Source organism: Fodinicola feengrottensis, from assembly GCF_010993775.1.
Taxonomy (GTDB): domain Bacteria; phylum Actinomycetota; class Actinomycetes; order Mycobacteriales; family HKI-0501; genus Fodinicola; species Fodinicola feengrottensis.
On sequence record NZ_WOTO01000027.1, the window covers coordinates 21,643 to 40,542 of the forward strand.

The 18,900-nt window shown below is 67.2% G+C and carries 21 protein-coding genes and 2 pseudogenes; 15 read left to right on the forward strand and 8 right to left on the reverse strand.

The features are described 5' to 3' along the window. Window positions 1-13: 13 nt before the first annotated feature. Window positions 14-1,473, reverse strand: a pseudogene (locus GNX96_RS64675) (MFS transporter). Between the two features lie 96 nt (window positions 1,474-1,569). Between GNX96_RS64675 and GNX96_RS23950 the strand changes: the two are divergent. The 3 genes from GNX96_RS23950 to GNX96_RS23960 all read left to right on the forward strand — a co-directional run bounded on the left by GNX96_RS23950 (window position 1,570) and on the right by GNX96_RS23960 (window position 4,504). Further along, the gene (locus GNX96_RS23950) at window positions 1,570-1,989 is read left to right on the forward strand and encodes an AfsR/SARP family transcriptional regulator (protein ID WP_279581306.1); all 420 of its coding nucleotides are present in this window, start codon (window positions 1,570-1,572) and stop codon (window positions 1,987-1,989) included. After that, complete coding sequence (locus tag GNX96_RS23955) at window positions 1,931-3,010, forward strand: ATP-binding protein (RefSeq protein ID WP_279581345.1); 1,080 nt, start codon at window positions 1,931-1,933, stop codon at window positions 3,008-3,010. The genes GNX96_RS23950 and GNX96_RS23955 overlap by 59 nt, the downstream gene beginning before the upstream one ends. 108 nt (window positions 3,011-3,118) lie before the next feature. Continuing rightward, window positions 3,119-4,504 carry a tetratricopeptide repeat protein gene (locus GNX96_RS23960; RefSeq protein ID WP_163569802.1) on the forward strand — a complete coding sequence of 462 codons (1,386 nt, stop codon included), beginning with the start codon at window positions 3,119-3,121 and terminating at the stop codon, window positions 4,502-4,504. On the opposite strand, the gene GNX96_RS23965 is transcribed toward GNX96_RS23960, so the two are convergent. Further along, the gene (locus tag GNX96_RS23965; RefSeq protein ID WP_163569803.1) at window positions 4,491-5,228 is read right to left on the reverse strand and encodes an enoyl-CoA hydratase/isomerase family protein; all 738 of its coding nucleotides are present in this window, start codon (window positions 5,226-5,228) and stop codon (window positions 4,491-4,493) included. The genes GNX96_RS23960 and GNX96_RS23965 overlap by 14 nt on opposite strands. 22 nt (window positions 5,229-5,250) lie before the next feature. Further along, window positions 5,251-6,171, reverse strand: a complete 921-nt coding sequence (locus GNX96_RS23970; protein ID WP_279581307.1) for an oxidoreductase — start codon at window positions 6,169-6,171, stop codon at window positions 5,251-5,253. Between the two features lie 157 nt (window positions 6,172-6,328). Between GNX96_RS23970 and GNX96_RS23975 the strand changes: the two genes are divergently transcribed. After that, window positions 6,329-8,134 carry a GNAT family N-acetyltransferase gene (locus tag GNX96_RS23975; protein WP_163569805.1) on the forward strand — a complete coding sequence of 602 codons (1,806 nt, stop codon included), beginning with the start codon at window positions 6,329-6,331 and terminating at the stop codon, window positions 8,132-8,134. On the opposite strand, the gene GNX96_RS61415 is transcribed toward GNX96_RS23975, so the two are convergent. Both GNX96_RS61415 and GNX96_RS61420 read right to left on the reverse strand, forming a co-directional pair. Continuing rightward, the gene (locus GNX96_RS61415; RefSeq protein ID WP_313885768.1) at window positions 8,131-8,688 is read right to left on the reverse strand and encodes an alpha/beta fold hydrolase; all 558 of its coding nucleotides are present in this window, start codon (window positions 8,686-8,688) and stop codon (window positions 8,131-8,133) included. The genes GNX96_RS23975 and GNX96_RS61415 overlap by 4 nt on opposite strands. Then, window positions 8,685-8,936: an alpha/beta fold hydrolase gene (locus GNX96_RS61420; protein ID WP_313885769.1), complete on the reverse strand. Its 252-nt coding sequence runs from the start codon at window positions 8,934-8,936 to the stop codon at window positions 8,685-8,687. Before GNX96_RS61420 ends, GNX96_RS61415 begins: the two co-directional genes overlap by 4 nt. A 448-nt stretch (window positions 8,937-9,384) precedes the next feature. On the opposite strand from GNX96_RS61420, the pseudogene GNX96_RS54685 reads away from it, so the two are divergent. Together GNX96_RS54685 and GNX96_RS54690 are read left to right on the forward strand one after the other, a co-directional pair. Then, window positions 9,385-9,906: pseudogene (locus GNX96_RS54685) on the forward strand (ThuA domain-containing protein); the annotation flags it as partial. Beyond that, window positions 9,904-10,458, forward strand: a complete 555-nt coding sequence (locus tag GNX96_RS54690; RefSeq protein WP_279581346.1) for an RICIN domain-containing protein — start codon at window positions 9,904-9,906, stop codon at window positions 10,456-10,458. The pseudogene GNX96_RS54685 and the gene GNX96_RS54690, both read left to right, overlap by 3 nt. Before the next feature lie 51 nt (window positions 10,459-10,509). Here GNX96_RS54690 and GNX96_RS23990 read toward each other — a convergent pair whose 3' ends face one another. Next, window positions 10,510-10,902 carry a nuclear transport factor 2 family protein gene (locus tag GNX96_RS23990; RefSeq protein ID WP_163569807.1) on the reverse strand — a complete coding sequence of 131 codons (393 nt, stop codon included), beginning with the start codon at window positions 10,900-10,902 and terminating at the stop codon, window positions 10,510-10,512. Between the two features lie 97 nt (window positions 10,903-10,999). On the opposite strand from GNX96_RS23990, the gene GNX96_RS23995 reads away from it, so the two are divergent. The 6 genes from GNX96_RS23995 (at window position 11,000) to GNX96_RS24020 (ending at window position 14,669) form a co-directional block, all read left to right on the forward strand. After that, entirely contained in the window at window positions 11,000-11,584 is a 585-nt protein-coding gene (locus GNX96_RS23995) for an AAA family ATPase (protein WP_163569808.1), read from the forward strand. Continuing rightward, window positions 11,574-12,140: a hypothetical protein gene (locus GNX96_RS24000; protein ID WP_163569809.1), complete on the forward strand. Its 567-nt coding sequence runs from the start codon at window positions 11,574-11,576 to the stop codon at window positions 12,138-12,140. Before GNX96_RS23995 ends, GNX96_RS24000 begins: the two co-directional genes overlap by 11 nt. 110 nt (window positions 12,141-12,250) lie before the next feature. Beyond that, window positions 12,251-12,418 (forward strand): hypothetical protein, encoded by a 168-nt coding sequence (locus GNX96_RS24005; RefSeq protein ID WP_163569810.1) that lies wholly within the window; start codon window positions 12,251-12,253, stop codon window positions 12,416-12,418. Next, the gene (locus tag GNX96_RS24010) at window positions 12,405-12,884 is read left to right on the forward strand and encodes a hypothetical protein (protein WP_163569811.1); all 480 of its coding nucleotides are present in this window, start codon (window positions 12,405-12,407) and stop codon (window positions 12,882-12,884) included. The genes GNX96_RS24005 and GNX96_RS24010 overlap by 14 nt, the downstream gene beginning before the upstream one ends. A 41-nt stretch (window positions 12,885-12,925) precedes the next feature. Then, window positions 12,926-13,663, forward strand: a complete 738-nt coding sequence (locus tag GNX96_RS24015) for a helix-turn-helix transcriptional regulator (RefSeq protein WP_163569812.1) — start codon at window positions 12,926-12,928, stop codon at window positions 13,661-13,663. Window positions 13,664-14,042: 379 nt separating this feature from the next. Next, complete coding sequence (locus GNX96_RS24020; RefSeq protein WP_163569813.1) at window positions 14,043-14,669, forward strand: glycoside hydrolase family protein; 627 nt, start codon at window positions 14,043-14,045, stop codon at window positions 14,667-14,669. Here the strand turns inward: GNX96_RS24020 and GNX96_RS24025 are convergent. Both GNX96_RS24025 and GNX96_RS24030 read right to left on the reverse strand, forming a co-directional pair. Further along, the gene (locus tag GNX96_RS24025) at window positions 14,585-15,295 is read right to left on the reverse strand and encodes a substrate-binding domain-containing protein (protein ID WP_163569814.1); all 711 of its coding nucleotides are present in this window, start codon (window positions 15,293-15,295) and stop codon (window positions 14,585-14,587) included. The two genes, GNX96_RS24020 and GNX96_RS24025, sit on opposite strands and share 85 nt — an antisense overlap. Beyond that, window positions 15,253-15,816, reverse strand: a complete 564-nt coding sequence (locus tag GNX96_RS24030; protein ID WP_163569815.1) for a LacI family DNA-binding transcriptional regulator — start codon at window positions 15,814-15,816, stop codon at window positions 15,253-15,255. Before GNX96_RS24030 ends, GNX96_RS24025 begins: the two co-directional genes overlap by 43 nt. 135 nt (window positions 15,817-15,951) lie before the next feature. Between GNX96_RS24030 and GNX96_RS24035 the strand changes: the two genes are divergently transcribed. The 3 genes from GNX96_RS24035 (at window position 15,952) to GNX96_RS24045 (ending at window position 18,786) form a co-directional block, all read left to right on the forward strand. Continuing rightward, window positions 15,952-16,851, forward strand: a complete 900-nt coding sequence (locus tag GNX96_RS24035) for a nucleoside hydrolase (protein WP_163569816.1) — start codon at window positions 15,952-15,954, stop codon at window positions 16,849-16,851. Between the two features lie 161 nt (window positions 16,852-17,012). Beyond that, window positions 17,013-17,873 (forward strand): AraC family transcriptional regulator, encoded by an 861-nt coding sequence (locus tag GNX96_RS67340; protein WP_279581308.1) that lies wholly within the window; start codon window positions 17,013-17,015, stop codon window positions 17,871-17,873. Window positions 17,874-17,895: 22 nt separating this feature from the next. Next, the gene (locus GNX96_RS24045; RefSeq protein WP_163569817.1) at window positions 17,896-18,786 is read left to right on the forward strand and encodes a DMT family transporter; all 891 of its coding nucleotides are present in this window, start codon (window positions 17,896-17,898) and stop codon (window positions 18,784-18,786) included. The last annotated feature ends 114 nt before the right edge of the window (window positions 18,787-18,900 follow it).

Below are 18,900 nucleotides of genomic sequence, written 5' to 3' on the forward strand. Positions count from 1 at the left end.
TTCGGGGACCTGGTTAGGCTGCCGAGTTCGTCGGGCGGAAGGACACCGCGACGGCGACCGCGAGGATGGCGACGACGACGGCGCCGATCCAGCCGGCCGCGTGGAATCCGCTGGTGAAAGCCGCCCGTGCGGTGTCCAACACGTCGGCCGGTACGTTCGCCGCGACCGCCGCCGCCAACGACTCCCGTGCCCCGCCGGGCAGCGCCTGACCTCGGTAAACAGCATTGCTGACGCTGCCCAGAACGGCGATCCCGAGGGAGATACCCAGCTCGCTGGCGGTCTCCGACATCGACGCCACCGATCCGGCGCGCTCGGCAGTGGCGGCGGCAATGGTCTGGTCAGTGCCGAGCACCCAGGTCGGCGCGATGCCCGAAGAAGACGATGACGATGCCGGTCAGCGCGACCGGCAGCCCGCCGGTGGCGGGGATGTGGGCGAGGACGACGAAACCGAGCAGCGACACCACCAGGCCGCCAGTGATCACGTACGCGGGCCGAAAACGGCGGGCGATGACCGGCGCCAGCAGCGAGCTGACGATCATCCCGAGGCTGTCCGGGACCAGCCAGAAACCCGCGTGCAGTGCTGACAGGCCGGCCACCAGCTGCAAGAACTGCGCGAACAAGTACGAGACGCCGCCGGCAGCCGCGCCGCCCAGGAGCAGGACGACGAGTCCCACCGCCACCGCCGGAGTGCGGAAGAGGCGTACGTCCATCAGCGGGTTCTTCGACCGCAACTGCCGTACGACGAAAGCCGCCCCGACGCCTAGCCCGAGCACCAGTGCCAACGCGGGCACCAGCCGCAGACCCGTGTTGGCGATCTCCTTAAGGCCGTAGATGACCGGCAGGATGGCTCCGAGCGACAGAAAAAACGCTGATCAGGTCGATCCGGCCGGCCGTCGAGTCGCGCTGTTCGGGCAGCAGGATCGGAGCGGTGACCAGCAACAACGCCATGACTGGTACGCCCATCAGGAACACCGAACCCCACCAGAACACGCTCAGCAGCACGCCACCAACCAGCGGGCCGATGACCGTACCGACTAGCAGGCAGGTTGCCCACACGCTGATCGCGGTGCCGCGCTGGCGCTCGTTCCGGAACATCCCGCTGATCAGCGCGAGCGTGGACGGCATCAGGGTGGCGCCGGCGATCCCGAGCAACGCGCGGGCCGCGATCAGCATGTCGGCGCTGGTCGAGTACGCGGCGACCACCGAGAACAAGCCGAAGGCGGCGGCGCCGATCATCAGCAGCCGTCGGCGGCCGATCCGGTCACCGAGAGTGCCCATGGTGACCAGGAATCCGGCGATCGTGAAGCCGTAGACATCCATGATCCACAGCAGTTGCGTACTGCTCGCGTGCAGGTCTTTTTCAGCAAGGGCAAGGCAAGGAAACAGGACGCTGAAGTCCATTGCGGCGAGGATGGTGGGCAACGCGAGGACGGCGAGGCCGATCCATTCGCGGCGGGTCGCGCGCTCGGTCATGGTCGCGCTCCTTTCTGAAGGTGGTCTGTGGTGCGACCCTGCGCGTCGCCGCGCACGGTTCGCTGACGGTCGGCCGTGCGCGCGTACGGTGTGGCCATGCGTTTCGGCGTGCTCGGCCCGCTCGCGGTGTGGACCGTCGACGGCCTGCCGGTCCGGGTGCCGGAAGTGAAGGTCCGCGCGCTGCTCGCTGACCTGCTGGTGCACGCCGGTCATCCGGTGTCGGCGGACCGGCTGGCGGACGATTTGTGGGGCGACCGGCTGCCGGCGAATCCGGCCAACAGCTTGCAGACCAAGGTCTCGCAGTTGCGTCGCGCGCGCTCGCGCCGCACGGTCGGGAGCTGGTCGGCTATGAGCCGGCTGGGTATGTCCTGCGTACGAGCGCGGTGGATGTCTCCTGCGATTTCAGGAACTTCTCCGGCAGGCCGCCGAAAATGCCGACGTACGTGGGAAAGTCGCGCTGCTGACGGAAGCACTCGCGCTCTGGCGCGGGCCGGCGCTGGCCGATTTCGCCGATGAGGAGTTCGCGCGGCCGGCGATCGTACGCTGGCAGGAGCAGCGGCTGACCGCGTACGAGGACCGGGCGCAGGCCAGCCTGCTGTTGGCTGAGGCTGGGACGGTGGCGGACGAGCTGGCGCCGTGGGTGGCGGTGCATCCGTTTCGGGAGCTGCTGCGGGCGTTGCACCTGCGTGCGCTGGATGCCGTCGGTCGTCGGCGGGAGGCCCTGGACAGCTACCGTGAGCTGCGCAAACGGATGGTCGACGAGCTGGGGATCGAGCCGGGACCGGAGGTGGTCGCGGCGCATCAGGCGATCCTGGAACAGGCACCCGTACGCGTACGTACCAACCTGCCGGCGTCCGTCAGCGCACTCGTCGGGCGCGACGATGCGCGTGACACGGTGCGCCGGCTGCTGGAGACCAGCCGGCTGGTGACGCTCACCGGTCCCGGCGGAGTCGGGAAAACCGCGCTGGCCCTGGAAACCGCCCGGCAGCTGGAATTTCCGGACGGCTGCTGGTGGGTGGAGTGGGCCGCGGTGGAGCGGGACGCGCCGGAGGCGGTGCTGGTCGACGTGGTGTTGGCCGCGCTCGACATCCGCTCCGGCTCCCTCGACGACGTGCTGCGCTCGCGGCTTTTGGTGCTGGACAACTGCGAACACGTCATCGAGTCGGCCGCTCACCTGATCGCGCGACTACTGGCGGTCGCTCCGGACGTACGCGTGCTGGCGACTTCCCGGGAACCGCTGGGCATCGCCGGCGAGCGGGTCTGGGCGGTGCCGCCGTTGCCAGAGTCCAGCGCGATGGAGCTTTTTGTCGCCCGCGCGACCGCTGCCGCGCCAGAGTTTTCCTTGAATGCGGACGATGAACCGACGCTGGCAGCGATTTGTCAGCGGCTGGAGGCATTGCGCTGGCGGTGGAGTTGGCCGCCACTCGGGTGCGGGCCCTGGGGGTCGCCGAGCTGGCCGCCCGGCTGGATCCGTTTCTCACCCTGGCCAACGGAAAACGGGACGTGCCGGCGCGGCAGCGGACGCTTCGGGCGGTGATCGACTGGAGTTGGGAGCTGCTCAGCGATCCTGAGCGGGCGGTGCTGCGGCGGTTGGCCGTCCACGCCGATGGGTGTGCGTTGTCGGCCGCTGAGGCGGTTTGTTCCGGTGAGGGGGGTCGAAAACGGGGAAGTAGTCGACCTGCTGGCCCGGCTCATCGACCGCTCGCTGGTCGTGGTGGCTGGTGCCCGCTATCGCCTGTTGGAGTCCGTCGCCGCGTACGGACGCGAGCAGTTGGGCGCCGAAGCCGTGCGGACTTGCCAAAAACACCTCGCGTACTACCTGAGCCTCGCCGAGCGGGCGGCCCTTGAGCTGCGCGGGAGTCAGCAGCGGCAGTGGCTGTCGCGGTTGGACGTGGAGGCGGCGAACCTCCGGGCCGCGCTGGATTTCGCTGTCCAGCAAGGGGAAGTCGACACGGCGTTGCGGTTGGTCAACGCGCTGGCCTGGTACTGGTTCCTGCGTGGCCGGCTGGCCGAGGCCGTACGATCGCTGGCCGCCGCGCTCGCGCTGGCCGGGGATTCCCGGTATCGGGCCGAAACGGCGTGTTGGCACGTTGGCATCGCGATGCTGGCTGGACAACCCGTACCGGCCTCGCCGTCGATCGCGGATGACAGGGCGCGGTGGTTCTTCGGCTTCGTACGGTCGGATTTCGGCGATCCGGCTGACAGTGAGGCGCTGGTGGCCGAGGCGCTGGCCGCCTTCCAGGCGAGCGGTGATCGCTGGGGGATGGCCGCGGCTCTGAGTACGAGCGCGAAACTCGCGTCGATCCGGGGCGATTTCGTTGGCATGCGGGAGTATGGCGAGCAGAGTCTGGCGATTTTCGCTGAGTTGGGCGACTGTTGGGGACAGTTGCAAGCCCCCGAGTGGCTGGGTGAGGTGGCCGAGATCCACGGCGAGTACGAGCTTGGCCGCAAGCTGGGTCGGGACGCGTTGGCGATGGCCGAGGATCTCGGGCTCTGGCCGCAGGCTGCCGACCGGCTGTCGTGGCTCGGCCGGATCGAGACGATGACCGGCGATTTCGTACGGGCACGGGAGCTGCACGAGCGAGCGCTGCGGCTGGCTCGGGAGCAGGGTTACCTGCCGGGGCAGGCCTTCGCCGAGATGAACCTGGGCTGTGCGGCCCGCCGGGAAGGCAAGTTCGACGAGGCTGAGCGGCTGCTGACCGGCGTGTTGAGCAAGCATCCCGATCCTGGGCCGGCGCGGGTGATTTCGCTTGCTGAGCTGGGTTTTATCGCCGAATCGCGCGGCGATGGCAGGGCCGCGCGTACGTTCCACCAAGACGGCCTGGCGGCCGCGCGGGCACTGCGCGACCGGCGGGCCATCGCGACCGCGCTGGAGGGCCTTGCTGGCGCGGAAGTGGTGGATGGGCGAGTCGAGGAGGCCGCACGGTTGCTCGCGTCAGCGGACGAACTGCGGCAGTCGCTGGGATTGCCGGTCGCGGATCGGTTCGACGCGGATCGGATCTCGACCGCGATCGCGATCAGCGGCGGCTGAGGTTTTCCATGAACGTAAGAAGAAGATCGTGCGTGGCCGGCGAGCTCCACTGAGCCAGCACCACCGGGTCGTCGACCGGCTGGACGGCCGCGATCCGGTCGAGCGCGGGGCGCTGCAGTTGTCGTTTGCTGAGCGCGTAAACCTCCGCTGGCACGGCGGCGAGCCGGCCGGCTCGGGCCAGCGCGGTCGGCAACAGGTCGGCCGGCGCCACCACCTCGTCGATTACGCCCATCGACTGGGCGGTCGCCGGGTCCAGCCGGTCCGCGGTGAGCACCAGCCGGGAGGTCACCGGACCGACGCCGTGCCGCATGATTTCCATCGGCACGGTGGGAAAAGGGACGCCAACGGCCAGCTCGGTGAGGCCGATCGTACCGGCCGACATCAGCCTTACGTCACACGCCACCGCGAGGACACAGCCGCCCGCCAGCGCGTGTCCGTTGACAGCGGCGACCACCGGTTTCGGGTGGCCGAACAACGCGGAGGCGGCGACGGTCAGCGCCGGCAGGAACTCCGCCACGTACGCGGCGCCGCCGTCCACGATCCGTTTGAGGTCGACACCAGCGGAAAAGCAGCGGCCGGCGCCGGTCAGCACGACCGCGCTCGCCTCGGCGACCGAAGCGAGCGCGAGGGGCAGCGCGGACAGCAACTCCAGGTCCAACGCGTTGACTGGGCCGTGGTCGAGCTGCAGAACGGCGATCCCGTCCTGTTCGGTGGTCTCGATCATCGGTCCATTGTGACCGGGTGCCTCAGCCCTGGTGGACCGGGAGGTCGAAGCGTACGCCGCTCAGCTCCTCCGACACGTCCCACAGCCGGCGCGCGGTCTCCAGATCCTTGGCGGACTCGACCGGCTGCACGACCTTCGGGTAGCCGCGGGACTCGCCGATGCCGTTAGGGCCGAAGAACTGGCCACTCTCGGCGTCCGGCGCGGTGGCCGCGTACAGCTGATTGAGCGCGCCCATTTCCATGCTCTGTGCGACCACCGTGCTGGCCAGCCGCATCAACTGCCTCGTCAGCCCGGTGGGGCCGGTGGAGGTGAGGTTGGTGGCGGCGAAGCCCGGGTGCGCGAGCAGGCTGCGGATCGGCAGGTCAGCGGCCCGGAGCCGGCGATCCAGCTCGAGCCCGAACTGCACGTTGGCGAACTTGGACTGCGCGTAGGCGTCGGTCGGCGTGTAGCTCTTTTCGCCTTGCAGATCGTCGAAGTGCAGCGAGCCGCGCCGATGCAGGCTGGAGCTGACGGTCACCACCCGGGCGTCCCGGCCGGCCCGGAGCCGGTCCAGGAGCAGGCCGGTGAGCGCGAAGTGGCCGAGGTGGTTGCCGCCGAACTGCGACTCGAAGCCCTGCTTGGTCAGCTCGCGCGGCGGCATCATCACGCCGGCGTTGTTGATGAGTACGTCGATCGGGCCGTCGAAGCCGGCCGCGAAGGCGCGTACTGAATCGAGGTCCGCGAGGTCCAGGTGGCGTACCTCCAGCTCGGCGGTCGGCTGGCCGGCGCGCAGTTTCTCCAGCGCTGCCTGGCCTTTTGCCTCATTCCGTACGGCCAGAACGACGTGCGCTCCGTGCTGGGCGAGGGCCTGCGTGGTGGCGTAGCCGAGGCCACTGTTGGCGCCGGTCACCACGAAGGTCCGGCCGGTCTGGTCGGGGATGTTGTCCGCGGTCCACTTGCTCATTGCCATCTCCTGCGGTGGGGTTCGTTAGACACAGCCTGACGCGAATGGCACTGAGTGTCAAGTTAGGCATGGTGTGGCGTACGCAGCACTGCGTGTAGAGTGAACCGGGTGATGGGAATTTCGCGCAGCATGGCCGAGCGCAAGCGGCAGCTCGTTCGTGACGAGCTGTCCGAGGCCGCGCTGCAGGCCTTTTGCCTTCGGTGGCTTCCAAGAGACCACCATCGACCAGATCGCGGCCGCCGCCGGTGTCTCTCGACGTACGTTCTTCCGTTATTTCAAAACAAAAGAAGACGTGATTATCGAATTTCTCAGCGAGGTCGGGCAGTTGGTGCCGGACGCGCTGCGAGCCCGCCCGGCCAACGAGGCGCCGCCGGTCGCGCTGCGGGAAGCGTTCATGGCGATGGTCGAGGTTTATGCGGAGCATCCGGAAAAGGCCATCCGGCTGGCCAAACTCATCCTGGAAACACCCGCGCTGCGGGCTCGCTACCTCGATCGGCAGTTCGAGTGGCAGCAGGAGCTGACCACGGTCTTCGCCAGCCGCGCCGGTGTGGACGGCGACGCTGACCTGGGCCCGGACGTGACGGTCGCGGTCGGGGTCGCCGCCTTTAACACCGCCCTGCTGCGCTGGGTGCGCAGCGACGGTTCCGAGGAGTTGTCCGACCTGCTCGAACGGGCATTAACCCTTGCCGCGCCGGCGCGATCCGGTAGGTTGCTGCGCATTTACTCGGATGACGGACCCCTGCCCTCGGGTAACAATGGCGAGATGACCGTCGACGTAAAGTTCTTGTCCGAACCTGCCGAGCTGGAACGCGCCGGGCAGGTTTTCCGCACTTCCCTGGTCGGGGTGCGGTCGATGCCCGAAGGCACCGACACTGTTTCCCTTACCGAGCCCGGCCGGATGATCGGCGCCGTGGTCGACGGCGAAATCGTCGGCACGGTGAACTCGTACTCGGCACGGCTGCGAGTGCCCGGTGGCGAGCTGGTGCCGCACGCCGCCGTCACCCACGTGGGCATGCTGCCGACCCACACTCGGCGCGGGATCATCACCAAGCTGATGCGCCGCCAGCTCGCGGATTTCGCCGCGCGCGGAGAGATTATCGCGACTTTGCGGGCCTCCGAGGCGGTCATCTACGAGCGGTTCGGCTATGGCGTGGCCACCACCGCGGCTTCGTACGAGGTGACCTGCGCGCAGGCTCGGTTCCGCGACGGCGTGCCGGCCGGCGGTCAGATTCGGCTGCTCGACCCGACCACCAGTCGGCCGTTCGAGGAGGCTTTTTGCGCGGCCGCCGGCCTTTCCTGGACCGGCGCGATCGAGCGCTACCCGTACTGGTGGCGGCACCAGCAGGCCTGGCCGCAGCCGCTGAGCTATGTCGCGGTGCACGGCCCGGCCGGCGCTGAAGACGGCTATGTCCGGTATCGCCCGCTGGACGTAGACAATTGGTTCGACGGGCCGAAAATTCTCTTTGTCGGCGATCTGGTCGCCACCACCGACCAAGCTTGGGCGGGCCTGCTCCGCCATGTGCTGAGCGTCGATTTGGTCAAACAGGTGAATTTCAACTACCAGCCGATCGACAGCCCGCTGCCGGCGATGATGGTCGACACCCGCGCGGTGCGAACCGCCGCGATCGACGACGAGACGTGGCTGCGGCTGGTGGACGTGCAGGCCGCGCTGGTCCGCCGTACGTACGCCGGCGACGGCGTGGTCACGGTGGCGGTGACCGACGCGATTTTGCCGGAGAACTCCGGAACGTACGAGATCAGCGCGAAGGGTGCGGTGCGTACGGACGCGGTCGCCGACCTGTCATTGGACGTGGCGACGCTGGGCGCGCTCTATCTCAGCGGTCCGCGGTGGCGGCAATTGCAGGTGGCCGGCCGGGTGGTCGAGCACCGCGAGGGCGCGATCGCCGCGGCTGACGACCTCTTCCGTACCGACCGCCCGCCGTTCTGTGGGACGTATTTCTAAGCTGTCAAAGCGAATCTGGTGATGAGGCCGGCCACTTCCGCGGGCGCGAACGTGTTGGCGAGGTGTCGCTGCCCGGCGATGGTGGCCCGCTTCAGTCCGGCGATGCCATTCTCAATGACTTCCAGGCCCTCGAAATAGAGCTCGGCGGTGGTTTCGCCGCCGAGCACGAGCTGCGTCGGTACGCTGATTTTCGCCAGCACGTCATCGGGCGGCGGCATCGCGGCCGCGAAGGCCCGCCCCTCTCGGGGCAGCAGCCGGACGCCGTCGAGCGTGCGTTCCCACATGTGCGGGACAGTGCGCAGAGCCTGCAGTTCCTCGGCGGACACCTGGACGACCTCGGTCAGGAACTGCAGCAGCAACTGATCGAGGTCGTCAGCCGCCACCAAAACCTCGGCGTCGTCCCAAAAATCGACTCGCACCTTGCGCAGTCCCACTGGCGGCTCGTAAAGAGTGAGTGAGCGTACGGCGTCGGTCTGTGCCGCCGCATAAAGCGAGAGGCCGGCGCCGTACGAATGCCCGACGAGGTGCACCGGGGCGCCGGCCGCATCGATCACCGCGAGCACGTCCTCGATTTCGCGCTGGAAGGAATGGTCCGCGCGGTCGCGCCGCTCGCGCCGCGGCCGCGGCGTTCCACCGAGAGCACAGTGAAACTGGCCGCCAACTGGCGGGCGACCAGCAGCCAGGACGCGGCGTTGCCGCCGGCGCCGTGCACCAGCACGACCGGGTCGCCGGTTGCCGTGGCGGCGGCGGCGGCGAAGGCGATCGGGGTGCCGTCGGCCGACCGGGCCTGCGCGAAACTCATCTGGTCCTCCTGGAAAGGGCTGCGTGGCGATTATCGTGCACCGTGACCGGTGATTGGTCCCCGCGAGTGAACCTTTGTCCGAATCGCTGCCCCAGTGCACCGTTCGCCTGCCTGAACGGGAAAAGCCCTTCTTGACACGTACGTGCGATCAGTCTTAAATCAAGACCCGAACTAAGGCCTGGGTCACAGCTCTCCTCGCTGCGCAGTCATGGACATTCGTTGCTTCGGTGATGGGAGTCGTTCATGAAAGACCGTACGAGACCAGCGAAACTGCGGATTCTGTTGGCGGTGTGCGTGCTGCTCCTGAGTCCACTGATCGGAGCCCACCCGGCCGCCGCGGCGCCGGCCTTCAAAGTGCTGGCGTTCTACAGCAATGTGGACGACCTGGCCCATGACAGCTACGTGAAAGAGGCCAACCTCTGGTTCCCGCGAGCCCGGCAGTCAGTACAATTTCTCGTACGAGTCAACGACAAATTGGGACCGGTTGAACTCCCTCACGGCCGCTCAATATCAGGTCGTGCTCTTCCTCGACGACCTGCCGCACAGCGCCGCCGAACAGTCCGGCTTCCAGCGCTACATGCAGAACGGCGGCGCGTATTTCGGCTTCCATGTCAGCGCCTTCACCACCGACGCGGCCAGTTGGGACTGGTATCACAATCAGTTCCTGGGCAGTGGAAACTTCGTTTCCAACACCTGGTTTCCGACCACCGCGGTGTTGAAGGTGGAAGATCGCACCCAACCGGCAACCCGACGGCTGCCGGCCACCTTCGTGTCCGGGATCAGCGAATGGTACAGCTGGTCGAACGACTTGCGGACCAATCCCAACATCCGCATTCTCGCGTCCGTCGACCCGTCCAGCTTCCCGCTCGGCACTGACCCGAACCAGTCCTGGTATAGCGGCTATTACCCGATCATGTGGACGAACAAGAACTACAAAATGCTCTACGCTAATTTTGGTCACAACGCGATGAACTACTCGGCCAACGTCGGCACCTCGTCGACTTTCGCCGATCCCGTGCAGGACGAGTTCATCATCGACGGCCTGCTCTGGCTTGGCGGCGCCAGCCCGTCCGACGCACCGACCGACCAGATCGACCCGGCCGGCTGGTTCACTCTTGTCAACGGCGCCAACGGAAAATGCGTCGACGCCCGCGGTGCCGGCACCGCTAACGGCACGGTCATCCAGCAATACACCTGCAATCAGACGCAGGCGCAGCAATTCCAGTTCCAGACCGTCGGCGGGCCGTACCTGCGGGTCAACAACCGCGCCAATCCCGCCGAGTCGCTGGACGTGACCAGCCGGTCCACCAGTGACGGCGCCGGGATCCAACTCTGGTCGTACAGCAGCGGCACGAACCAGCAGTGGCAGCCAGTCTGGGAAGGTGGCGACACTTACCATTTTGTCAATGAAAACGCCACAAAATGCCTCACCGGATCATCCTCGGGCGATGGTACGCAGCTGACTCAGAGCACGTGTGTCGGTTCGTCGGCGCAGGCGTTCCACCTGACCCGCCAACCCTGATTACCTTTGTCAGCAACGCCCCGTGGCGCAAGCAACGGGGCGTTGCGGACTTTATCCGCGGCCGGGGATGGGCGGTGCGCCGGGCGTACCGGCGACAAAACTCATGTGTACGGTCGACAAAAGCCAGGAATCGCCTGATCGAACGAGGACGATGCTGGCTCGGAGGTCGCTCGGGACGGGGTGGCCGTTGAAGGTGCCGATGGCGTGTTGGCGGACGATGGCGACGGCGGTGTCCTCGTACGAGCGGACGACGACATCGGCGAAGTCATAACTTTCGTACGACATCTGGCCACTGGCGTGCCGGCCAAGCCAGTCCTCTTTGGACAGTGTGAAGCCCAACGGCCCGACGGCGGTGAAGTCGTCGGTCAGGAGCTGGCCGATGGCAGTGGTGTCGCCAGCGCATTCGGCGGCGGCCCAGGTGGTCAGGAATTCTTCGATCTTCATGGTCGTCCCTTTCTCGACAATCGATGTCCTGACCGTACGAACCAACGGCCGTCGGTCGCATCGGTGAGATCGCCAGTCGGCCGGTTACGCTCGGCGCATGCTGTACGGGCGAGACGCGGAGCGAGCGGCGATCGACGGGTTGCTCGACCAGGTGGCTGGCGGGGCCGGCGGTTGCCTGGTGTTGCGCGGTGAGCCGGGGATCGGCAAAACCGCGCTGCTCGGGTATGCGGCAGAGGCCGCGACGGGGATGTTTGTGCTGCGTACGGCCGGGGTCGAGCCGGAGTCGGACCTGGGCTATGCGACCTTGCACCGGTTGCTGCGACCACTGTTCGATCGGATCGACACGCTGCCTGGCCCACAGTCGCTGGCGCTGGGGGTGGTGTTCGGGCGGGCCAGTGGGCCGGCGCCGGATCGCTTCCTGGTCGCCCTCGCGACCCTGTCGCTGCTGTCCGAGGCGGCCGCCGAGCGGCCGGTGTTGTGCCTGGTCGACGACGCGCACTGGGCTGACGCGCCGACGGTGGCCGCGCTCGCCTTCGTGGCCCGGCGGCTCGCCGACGAGCCGGTCGCGATGCTGGTGGCGGCTCGCGGCGATGAGGGGCGGCCGGTCGACACAGCCGGTCTGATCGACTTGCCGGTGGTTGGTCTGGACCCGGCCGCAGCCGAGGCATTGCTTGCTTGCTGACCAGCACAAACAGCTCTCAGCAGGAGAGCGGGCCGAGCTGTTGCGGGCGACCGCGGGCAACCCGCTGGCGATCCGGGAGCTGCCGGCCGGCGGGGTGCGCGCCGGCGATCCGGTGCCGCTGGCGGCCGGGTTGCAGCGCGCTTTCCTTGACCGCGTACGTCGGCTGGACGCCGACGCGCAGCACTTCCTGTTGCTCGCGGCCGCCGACGGCGAGGGCAAGCTCGACACCATCGGGCGGGCCTTTCCCACCGCGGCGGCCGAGCTCGCCGACCTGGCCAGCTCGGACGGCCAGACGCTCACGTTCGAGCATCCGCTGGTCCGATCGGCGGTCTACTACGGCGCGAGTCCAGCTGAGCGCGGCGGGCCGCGCACCGGTCGCTCGCCGAGGTGCTGGACAGCCCGGCCGATGCCGATCGGCGGGCGTGGCATCTCGGCCGAGCAGCCGATGCCGCTGACGAAACGATCGCTGCTGAGCTGGAGCTTTCGGCCGTACGAGCGGCTGCCCGGGCCGGTTCGGCCGCGGCGGCGGCCGCGTGGGAGCGGGCCGCTGAGCTGAGCGAGACGCCGGCCGACCGGGCCCGCAGGTATGCCGGAGCCGCGGCCCGCCGGTGGGAGGGTGGCGACTCGGCCGGCGCCCGGTGGGCCCTGGATCGGGCCGAGCGGCTGGTGCCCACCGATCGTGACGTACGGCTGGACATCACCGGACTTCGCGCTCTTATGGAGTTGCGTACGGGTGTGCCGTCGGACGCGTTGGCACTGCTCTTGCCGGCGTTGCCGGATGTGCCCGCGGACCGACCGGGAGCGGTCGCAATGGCTGCTGATGCTCTTTGGTGAGGCGAGTTTTCACGCCAACGCGGCGAAGGCGTGGTCCGAGATCGCCGAGATCGGCGAACTTCTGGCCGACGACACCGATGACGCCTTGCTGAGCCGGTTGTTCCGCGGTGTCTGCCGGATCCGGGAAGGCGCGGACCCGGGCCTGCTGCCCTCGGATCTGGCTTCACTGCGGGGAATTTCCGACCCGGTCAAGCTCACCTGGGCCGGTGGGATGACCTGGGGCCTGGGCGACCGCGACCTCGGCCGGCAGCTGCGTCGGCAGGCCGTCAGCCAGGCCCGCGCCGCCGGAGCAGCCGGGGTTTTGGCCTGGGCGCTGGGATTTGTCGTCGCCGACGAGCTGTCCCGTGGCCACTTCGGCAGCGCCGAGGCGTACGCGGAGGAGGGTTATCAGCTGGCGGTGGAGACTGGCCAGCCCAACAGCGCCTGCGACCATCAGGGCTCGTTGGCCCTCGTCGCGCGGCCCTGACCGGCCGGCAGGAGCGGACTCGCCAGCTCACCGACGAACTTTTGGCCCAGGCCGGGGCTCGTGGCCTCGCTGGCACGGCCGCGGCCGCGCGGCGGGCGTTGGCCCTGTTGGAACTCGCGGCCGGACGACCGGCGGCGGCGCTGGAACATGTCGACGTGCATGGTGGCCTCGCGCATCCCGGGATGCTGCTCTACGCCGTGCCGGAATTGGTGGAGGCGGCCGTCCGGTCCGGCCAGCCGGAGCGGGCTTTGGAGCCGTACGAACGATATCGCGGGTGGGCGCAGGCATCGGAGTCAGCCGAGCTGCGCGCCACGGCGGCCCGGTGTGCCGCTTTGTTGCAGACGGGTGAAAACGCTGAGCAGTCGTACCAACTGGCGCTGAAATGGCATGCCCAGCAGGAAAGTCCGCTGGAGTCGGCGCGGACCGAGCTGTTGTTCGGCGAGTTTCTCCGGCGGGAGCGTCGGCGCTCGCAGGCGCGGCCGCATTTGCAGGCCGCGGAGGAGATTTTCCACCAGCTCGGCGCGGTGGTCTGGGCCGGCCGGGCGGCCGAGGAACTCCGCGCCACTGGAGCCACCGTGGCGCGCCGCGGCGCCGGGCCAGTGCTGGAGCTGACACCGCAGGAGCGGCGGATCGTCGAGGCGGTACGCGAAGGAGCCAGCAACCGGGAAATCGCCGCGCAGCTGTTTTTGAGCCCGCGCACAGTCGACTACCATCTGCGCAAGGTTTTCCAGAAGGCCGGCATCACCTCGCGTGCTGAGTTGGTCCACCTGGAGTTCTAACGGCTGGCCAGAACCGGTCCGCTGGTTGCGCTCGTACGGGTGCGGGTTCCATCCTTTTTCTACACGTGTAGAGAGGTGGGGCCATGTTCAGACCCGTGCTGTTGGTTGTCGCGGTGGTGCTGGGGTCCGTGCTGGTCACGCCGGCCGTCGCCGACGCGAGCGTGACTTGGGACGGATCGTCGCTGCGGCAGGTTTACCAACCGACCGGCGCGCCGGACGCGCAAGGTCGCCGGCTCTATTACGGTTATGCCCCCCCTCGGCGATCGAGGACGGAAATACGCTTAGATTCTGGACGTGCCATAACAGTCAGTCCGGAGTCATTCGGGATCACATCTACTACACCAAAATCACCGCCGGGTCGACGGCCACGGACACCTCGGTGCTGGCCGGCAGCGCCAGCGGCTGGGATTCCTTCCATGTCTGTGATCCGTCGGTTATCCGGGTGAATGCGGTCTACAACGGCGTGAACTATCAGTATGCGATGTTCTATCTGGGCAACGATGTCGACGCCAGCGCACACAACCAGGTCGGCGTCGCGTACGCGAACTCGCTCGATGGTCCATGGGTGCGATATCCGCTGCCGCTCATCACTTTCAGTTCGTCGGACACCGGCCAGTGGGGCGCCGGCCAGCCCAGCGCGACCACCATCGATCCGGCCCAGGGCACCGCTTTGTTGTTCTGGACCGAGGGTTATGGATCCACCAAAACGTACCGCGCGCGATGGTTGACCTCGACGGTCCAGCCGGCCCGGTCGTCGGCAGCCAGCTGGAAGTCACCACGAGTGGCCTCGTCGGCACCGATGGAAGCCAGGATTGGCTCAACAACGCCGATTTCGCGTACGATCCGAGCCGTGATCGGTTCTATGTCGTACGCGAGCAACACCCGTATCCGACCGATAATCCCGACTACATCGGTAGCACCTTACAAGTGGTCAGCATCGCCGGCGCCAGTATCTGGAACGGCGGTGGCACCTGGCAGGTGGAAAACGCGATCGGGCCGGCTCTGACCGGTTTTGGTCGCAACCACAACGCCGGCATCCTCCGCTCGCCATACGGCACCGTGCCAGACCCGACTCGACTCAGCGTACTTTTCACTACGGCGTGCGGAAACTGCGGTGACTCGCTCTGGCAGTACAAGCTTTCCCGGATCGATGGAGCCCTTACTTAGCAGCCACAGGACGCGCGGGGAATGAGAGTGTACGACGACTTTGTGTTGTGCGGTAGGGGCGAGGAGCATGTCAAGCGCGGCAGTGGCGATCAAGTCCACCGGCTGGTGAATGACGGTCAGTGGAGGTGCGGTGAACTCGGCGGCTTGGGTGCCGTCGAAGGAGATCAGCGCCACCTCGTCTGGCACCCGCAAATCCAGCTGGGCGCAGGCGCGCAGCACACCGATCGACTGGATGTCGGAGCTGACGAAAAGGGCGCTGGGGCGATCCGGGCCGGACAGCAACTGTAGGCCTGCTTCCAGCCCGCCGAGGCGGGTGAAAGGTGCGACCGCTTGAACTCCCTGTCCGTCGCCGATCTCGTTCAGCGCATCGCGCCAGCCGGCCTGCCGGGCGCGCGATCCGGGCAACAGCGGCGGTCCGCCGATCAATCCGATCCGGCGATGACCGTGCGAGCGCAGGTGTTCCACCGCGGCTCTCTCGCGCCGCGATAGTTGTCGATCACCACGGTCGGCAGATCCACGCCTTTTTCCGGCTGGTCGATGACGACCAGTGGGATCTGGGCGTCTCGTACGATCGACAGCTCGGCGTGTCTGCGTACGCTGATCACCAGCAGACCGTCCACTTGGCGGTCGATGAACGAGTCCAGCTGGGCGGCCTCCCGGTCGGGGTCGTTGCTGGAGTTTCCGAGGATCAGCGCGAAACCGCGATCGAAGGCGGCATCCTCAATGGCCTTCGCGAACTCGCCGAAATAAGGGTTGCTGATATCCGGAAGGATCAGCCCAATCGCATTCGTTCGGCGCAGCCGCAGTGCTCGAGCGGCCGCATTGGGACGATAGTTGAGCTCTTGCATCGCGGCCAGCACCCGCTCGCGGGTCTGCGCGGACACCGGTCGCGGCCCGCCATTGACCACATAACTCACCACCGCGCCGCTGACCCCGGACAGCTCGGCGACGTTCTTGCGGGTGGCCGGTTTGGGATCGTCGGTCACCGAGAGCCTCCTGGAGAACTGGTTGCCGGAATTGTAGCGGTGCGATATAACGTCGTCGTGCAACACGTGTAGACAAACGCTGTGGCACCGAAATTGGCCAACTTCCACAAAAGAACTGATTGAGAGGCTCATCCGATGGCACAGAGACTGATCCTGGACACCGACATCGGCTCGGACGTGGATGACGCGCTCGCGCTGGGGGTGATCCTCGGATCGCCCGAGGTGGAATTGCAGGCGGTGACAACCGTGTATGGCGACACCGGCGTGCGGGCCCGCTTGGCCTCACGATTGGTGAAGCTCGCCGGCCGCGCGGATTCCGGTCCGGTGATTATTCCGGGCGAGACGCAGACGTTGAGCGGGAGGCCGGTGTGGTGGGCCGGGCATGAGGGGAAGCTTTTCGACGACCTCGATATCGAAGAGGTCGAGACCGGAATTTCAGCCCCGGACTACCTCGTACAAGCGGTGGCCGAGAAGCCCGGTGAGATCGACATCCTGGCGATAGCGCCGTTGACGAACATCGCGCTGGCGCTGCGTCAGGATCCCGGGTTCGCGAAGAATGTCCGGCGCATTCACATGATGGGCGGCGACTTCGCGGCTTCGGGGCGGCGGGCCGAGCACAACATGAAGTGTGACGTGACCGCCGCTGTTGAGGTCTTTACTTCTGGGATTCCGATAACCGTGGTGGGTCTCGACATCACGACCACGCTTCAACTTGACGCATCAGCGGTGGCGGAGATCGCGGCGAGTGGACCGCTGGGTGGGGCGCTCGAGCGGGAGATTGGGCAGTGGTGGGCATTTCACGGCCACGAGTGGAATAATCCACATGACCCGATCGCCGCGTTGACGGTGATCTCGCCATCTCTCTTCGAGACTCGGCGCGCCGACGTGATGATTGCTCCAGAGGGCGATGAGGCCGGGGGCACTTGGGAGACCCCCAGTGATTCCGGGATCGTGGAAGTGGTGTCGTCGATGGATCGGGATGAGGTGGCTCGGGCTATTGTGCGGAGGATCGCCGTGAATGGTGCGGGTGGGTAGGAGTTCGGCTGGGGGCGCGCAAGCGCAAGGGATTTAAGGTCAAAAGCGGCGGTTGCCTCTGAGGAGAGGGAAAATCTCGGGGCGACGCTCTTGCCGAGTGCGGGACATTGTGCCGCAGTCGATGAGCCGGTGCTTGAGCGAGACCTGGAGTGAGGGAGCAGATGACGAACCTGCCCGGTGGCACGCTGGCCACGGAGCGTGCTGTGTGGACACGGGTCGACGGTGTTGGCGATGAGCCGCTTGACCTCTTTGAGGCGCGCATTGGTCGTGGGCATTTTGCTATGCATATTCACGACGAATACTCCATCGGCGCTTGCACCGAGGGTGTCGAGGTGATTCGTTATAAAGGCAGTCTGCATTACCTGGGGCCTGGGACGGTCGTCGTGGTGGAGCCTGGGGAGCCGCATACCGGCGGGCCGGCTGGGGAGGATGGCTTCGCGTACAACGTGATGTATCCGGCGGTCAGCCTGTTTCCGAGAGATCGCCCGTATTTTCCGAAGTTTGTGTTGTTTGAGGATTCGGAGTTGGCGTTGCAGTTGCGGGCCGCGCATGGGTCGCTTTGTCGTGGTGATGATCCGCTGGAGGCGGAGTCGCGGTTGACGGCGGTGTTGGCCGCGCTCGTACGACGGCATGCTCGGCCGGATCGGCGGCCGGTGGCGGCAGTGGCGGGAAAGGCGACGGCACAGTTGGTGATGGCTCGGTTGGAGGATGAGATCGGGGCGCCGCCCACGCTTGCGGAAATTGCCGCGGATCTGGGGTTGTCGCGTTTTCAGGTGGTAAGGGGATTTCGCGAGTCGATGGGCATGCCGCCGTACGCTTGGCTGGCCCAGCGCCGGGTGGCCCGTGTGCCGGGTGTTGCTCGCGGCTGGCCTGCGGCCGTCGGAGGTCGCGGGCATGGTGGGTTTCGCCGATCAGGCTCATATGACGCGATGGTTTCGGCGGGTTATTGGTGTGACGCCGGGCACATATCGCAACAGCGTTCAAGACAACGGTGGGCCGCGCTGACGATGCTGTGCCGGTGACTACTGGACAGGGCAGGGCGCGGTGAGCCGGCGCGGCTGGGTGATGTTCGTGGCGATGGGCCTCATCTGGGGCGTGCCGTATTTGCTGATCAAGCTCGCGGTCGCGGAAGTTTCGGCGCCGATGCTGGTGTTCGTACGTACGGCCGTGGGCGCGGCGGTGCTCGCGCCGCTGGCTCTTCGGGCCGGTGGCTGGGATTTGCTGCGCCGGCACTGGAAACCACTGGTGGCGTTCGCGCTGCTGGAAATCCTTGGACCGTGGTGGCTGCTCGCGGACGCCGAACGGACCCTGCCCAGCTCGACCACCGGACTGCTGATCGCGGCCGTACCGATCGTTGGCGCGGTGGTCTCGCGGCTGACCGGTGACGCTGAGCGACTGAGCAGGTCACGATGGGTGGGCCTGCTGCTCGGCCTCGCCGGGGTAGCCGTACTCGCCGCCCCTGACCTGCGTGCCGGCAGCGTGGTGCCGGTGCTGGAGGTGCTGTTGGTGGTGGTGGGGTATTCGACCGCGCCGCTTATCGCCGCGCGCAAGCTCAAGGACGTGCCGAGCCTGCCGATGACGGTCGCGTGCCTCACCGGGGCCGCGCTCGTGTACGCGCCAGCCGCAGTGGCGACTTGGCCAAAAGAGCTGCCCAGTGGCTACGCGCTCGGCGCGCTGGCCGGCCTCGCGGTGATCTGTACGGCGCTCGCTTTTGTCGTCTTCTTCGCGCTGATCCGCGAGGTCGGCCCGTCCCGCGCGATGGTTTTCACGTACTTCAACCCGGCCGTCGCGGTCCTCGCTGGCCTTCTGGTCCTCGGCGAACCGCTGACGCTCTCGGTCGGCGGCGCCTTCGCCCTGATCCTGGCCGGCTCGCTGCTCGCCACCGCCGGTACCCGCCAACCCCTGCAGCCACAACCGGAACCGAGCATCCCCTAACGCCGGAACTCGTCGCTGGGAAGGGAGGTCGGGGCGACCGGGTAGCCTGGAGTGGGTCAGCGCCGCGTCGCGGCGATCGCTCGATCGGATGGGGGGAGCAGCCGCACTCCGTGA

Bases quoted from the DNA above. Each gene is read 5' to 3' on its own strand.
- GNX96_RS23950 (WP_279581306.1), top strand. From the start codon at position 1,570: ATGCGTTTCGGCGTGCTCGGCCCGCTCGCGGTGTGGACCGTCGACGGC.
- GNX96_RS23965 (WP_163569803.1), bottom strand. From the start codon at position 5,228: ATGATCGAGACCACCGAACAGGACGGGATCGCCGTTCTGCAGCTCGAC.
- GNX96_RS23970 (WP_279581307.1), bottom strand. From the start codon at position 6,171: ATGAGCAAGTGGACCGCGGACAACATCCCCGACCAGACCGGCCGGACC.
- GNX96_RS61420 (WP_313885769.1), bottom strand. From the start codon at position 8,936: ATGAGTTTCGCGCAGGCCCGGTCGGCCGACGGCACCCCGATCGCCTTC.
- GNX96_RS54690 (WP_279581346.1), top strand. From the start codon at position 9,904: ATGAACTACTCGGCCAACGTCGGCACCTCGTCGACTTTCGCCGATCCC.
- GNX96_RS23990 (WP_163569807.1), bottom strand. From the start codon at position 10,902: ATGAAGATCGAAGAATTCCTGACCACCTGGGCCGCCGCCGAATGCGCT.
- GNX96_RS23995 (WP_163569808.1), top strand. From the start codon at position 11,000: ATGCTGTACGGGCGAGACGCGGAGCGAGCGGCGATCGACGGGTTGCTC.
- GNX96_RS24010 (WP_163569811.1), top strand. From the start codon at position 12,405: ATGCTCTTTGGTGAGGCGAGTTTTCACGCCAACGCGGCGAAGGCGTGG.
- GNX96_RS24035 (WP_163569816.1), top strand. From the start codon at position 15,952: ATGGCACAGAGACTGATCCTGGACACCGACATCGGCTCGGACGTGGAT.
- GNX96_RS67340 (WP_279581308.1), top strand. From the start codon at position 17,013: ATGACGAACCTGCCCGGTGGCACGCTGGCCACGGAGCGTGCTGTGTGG.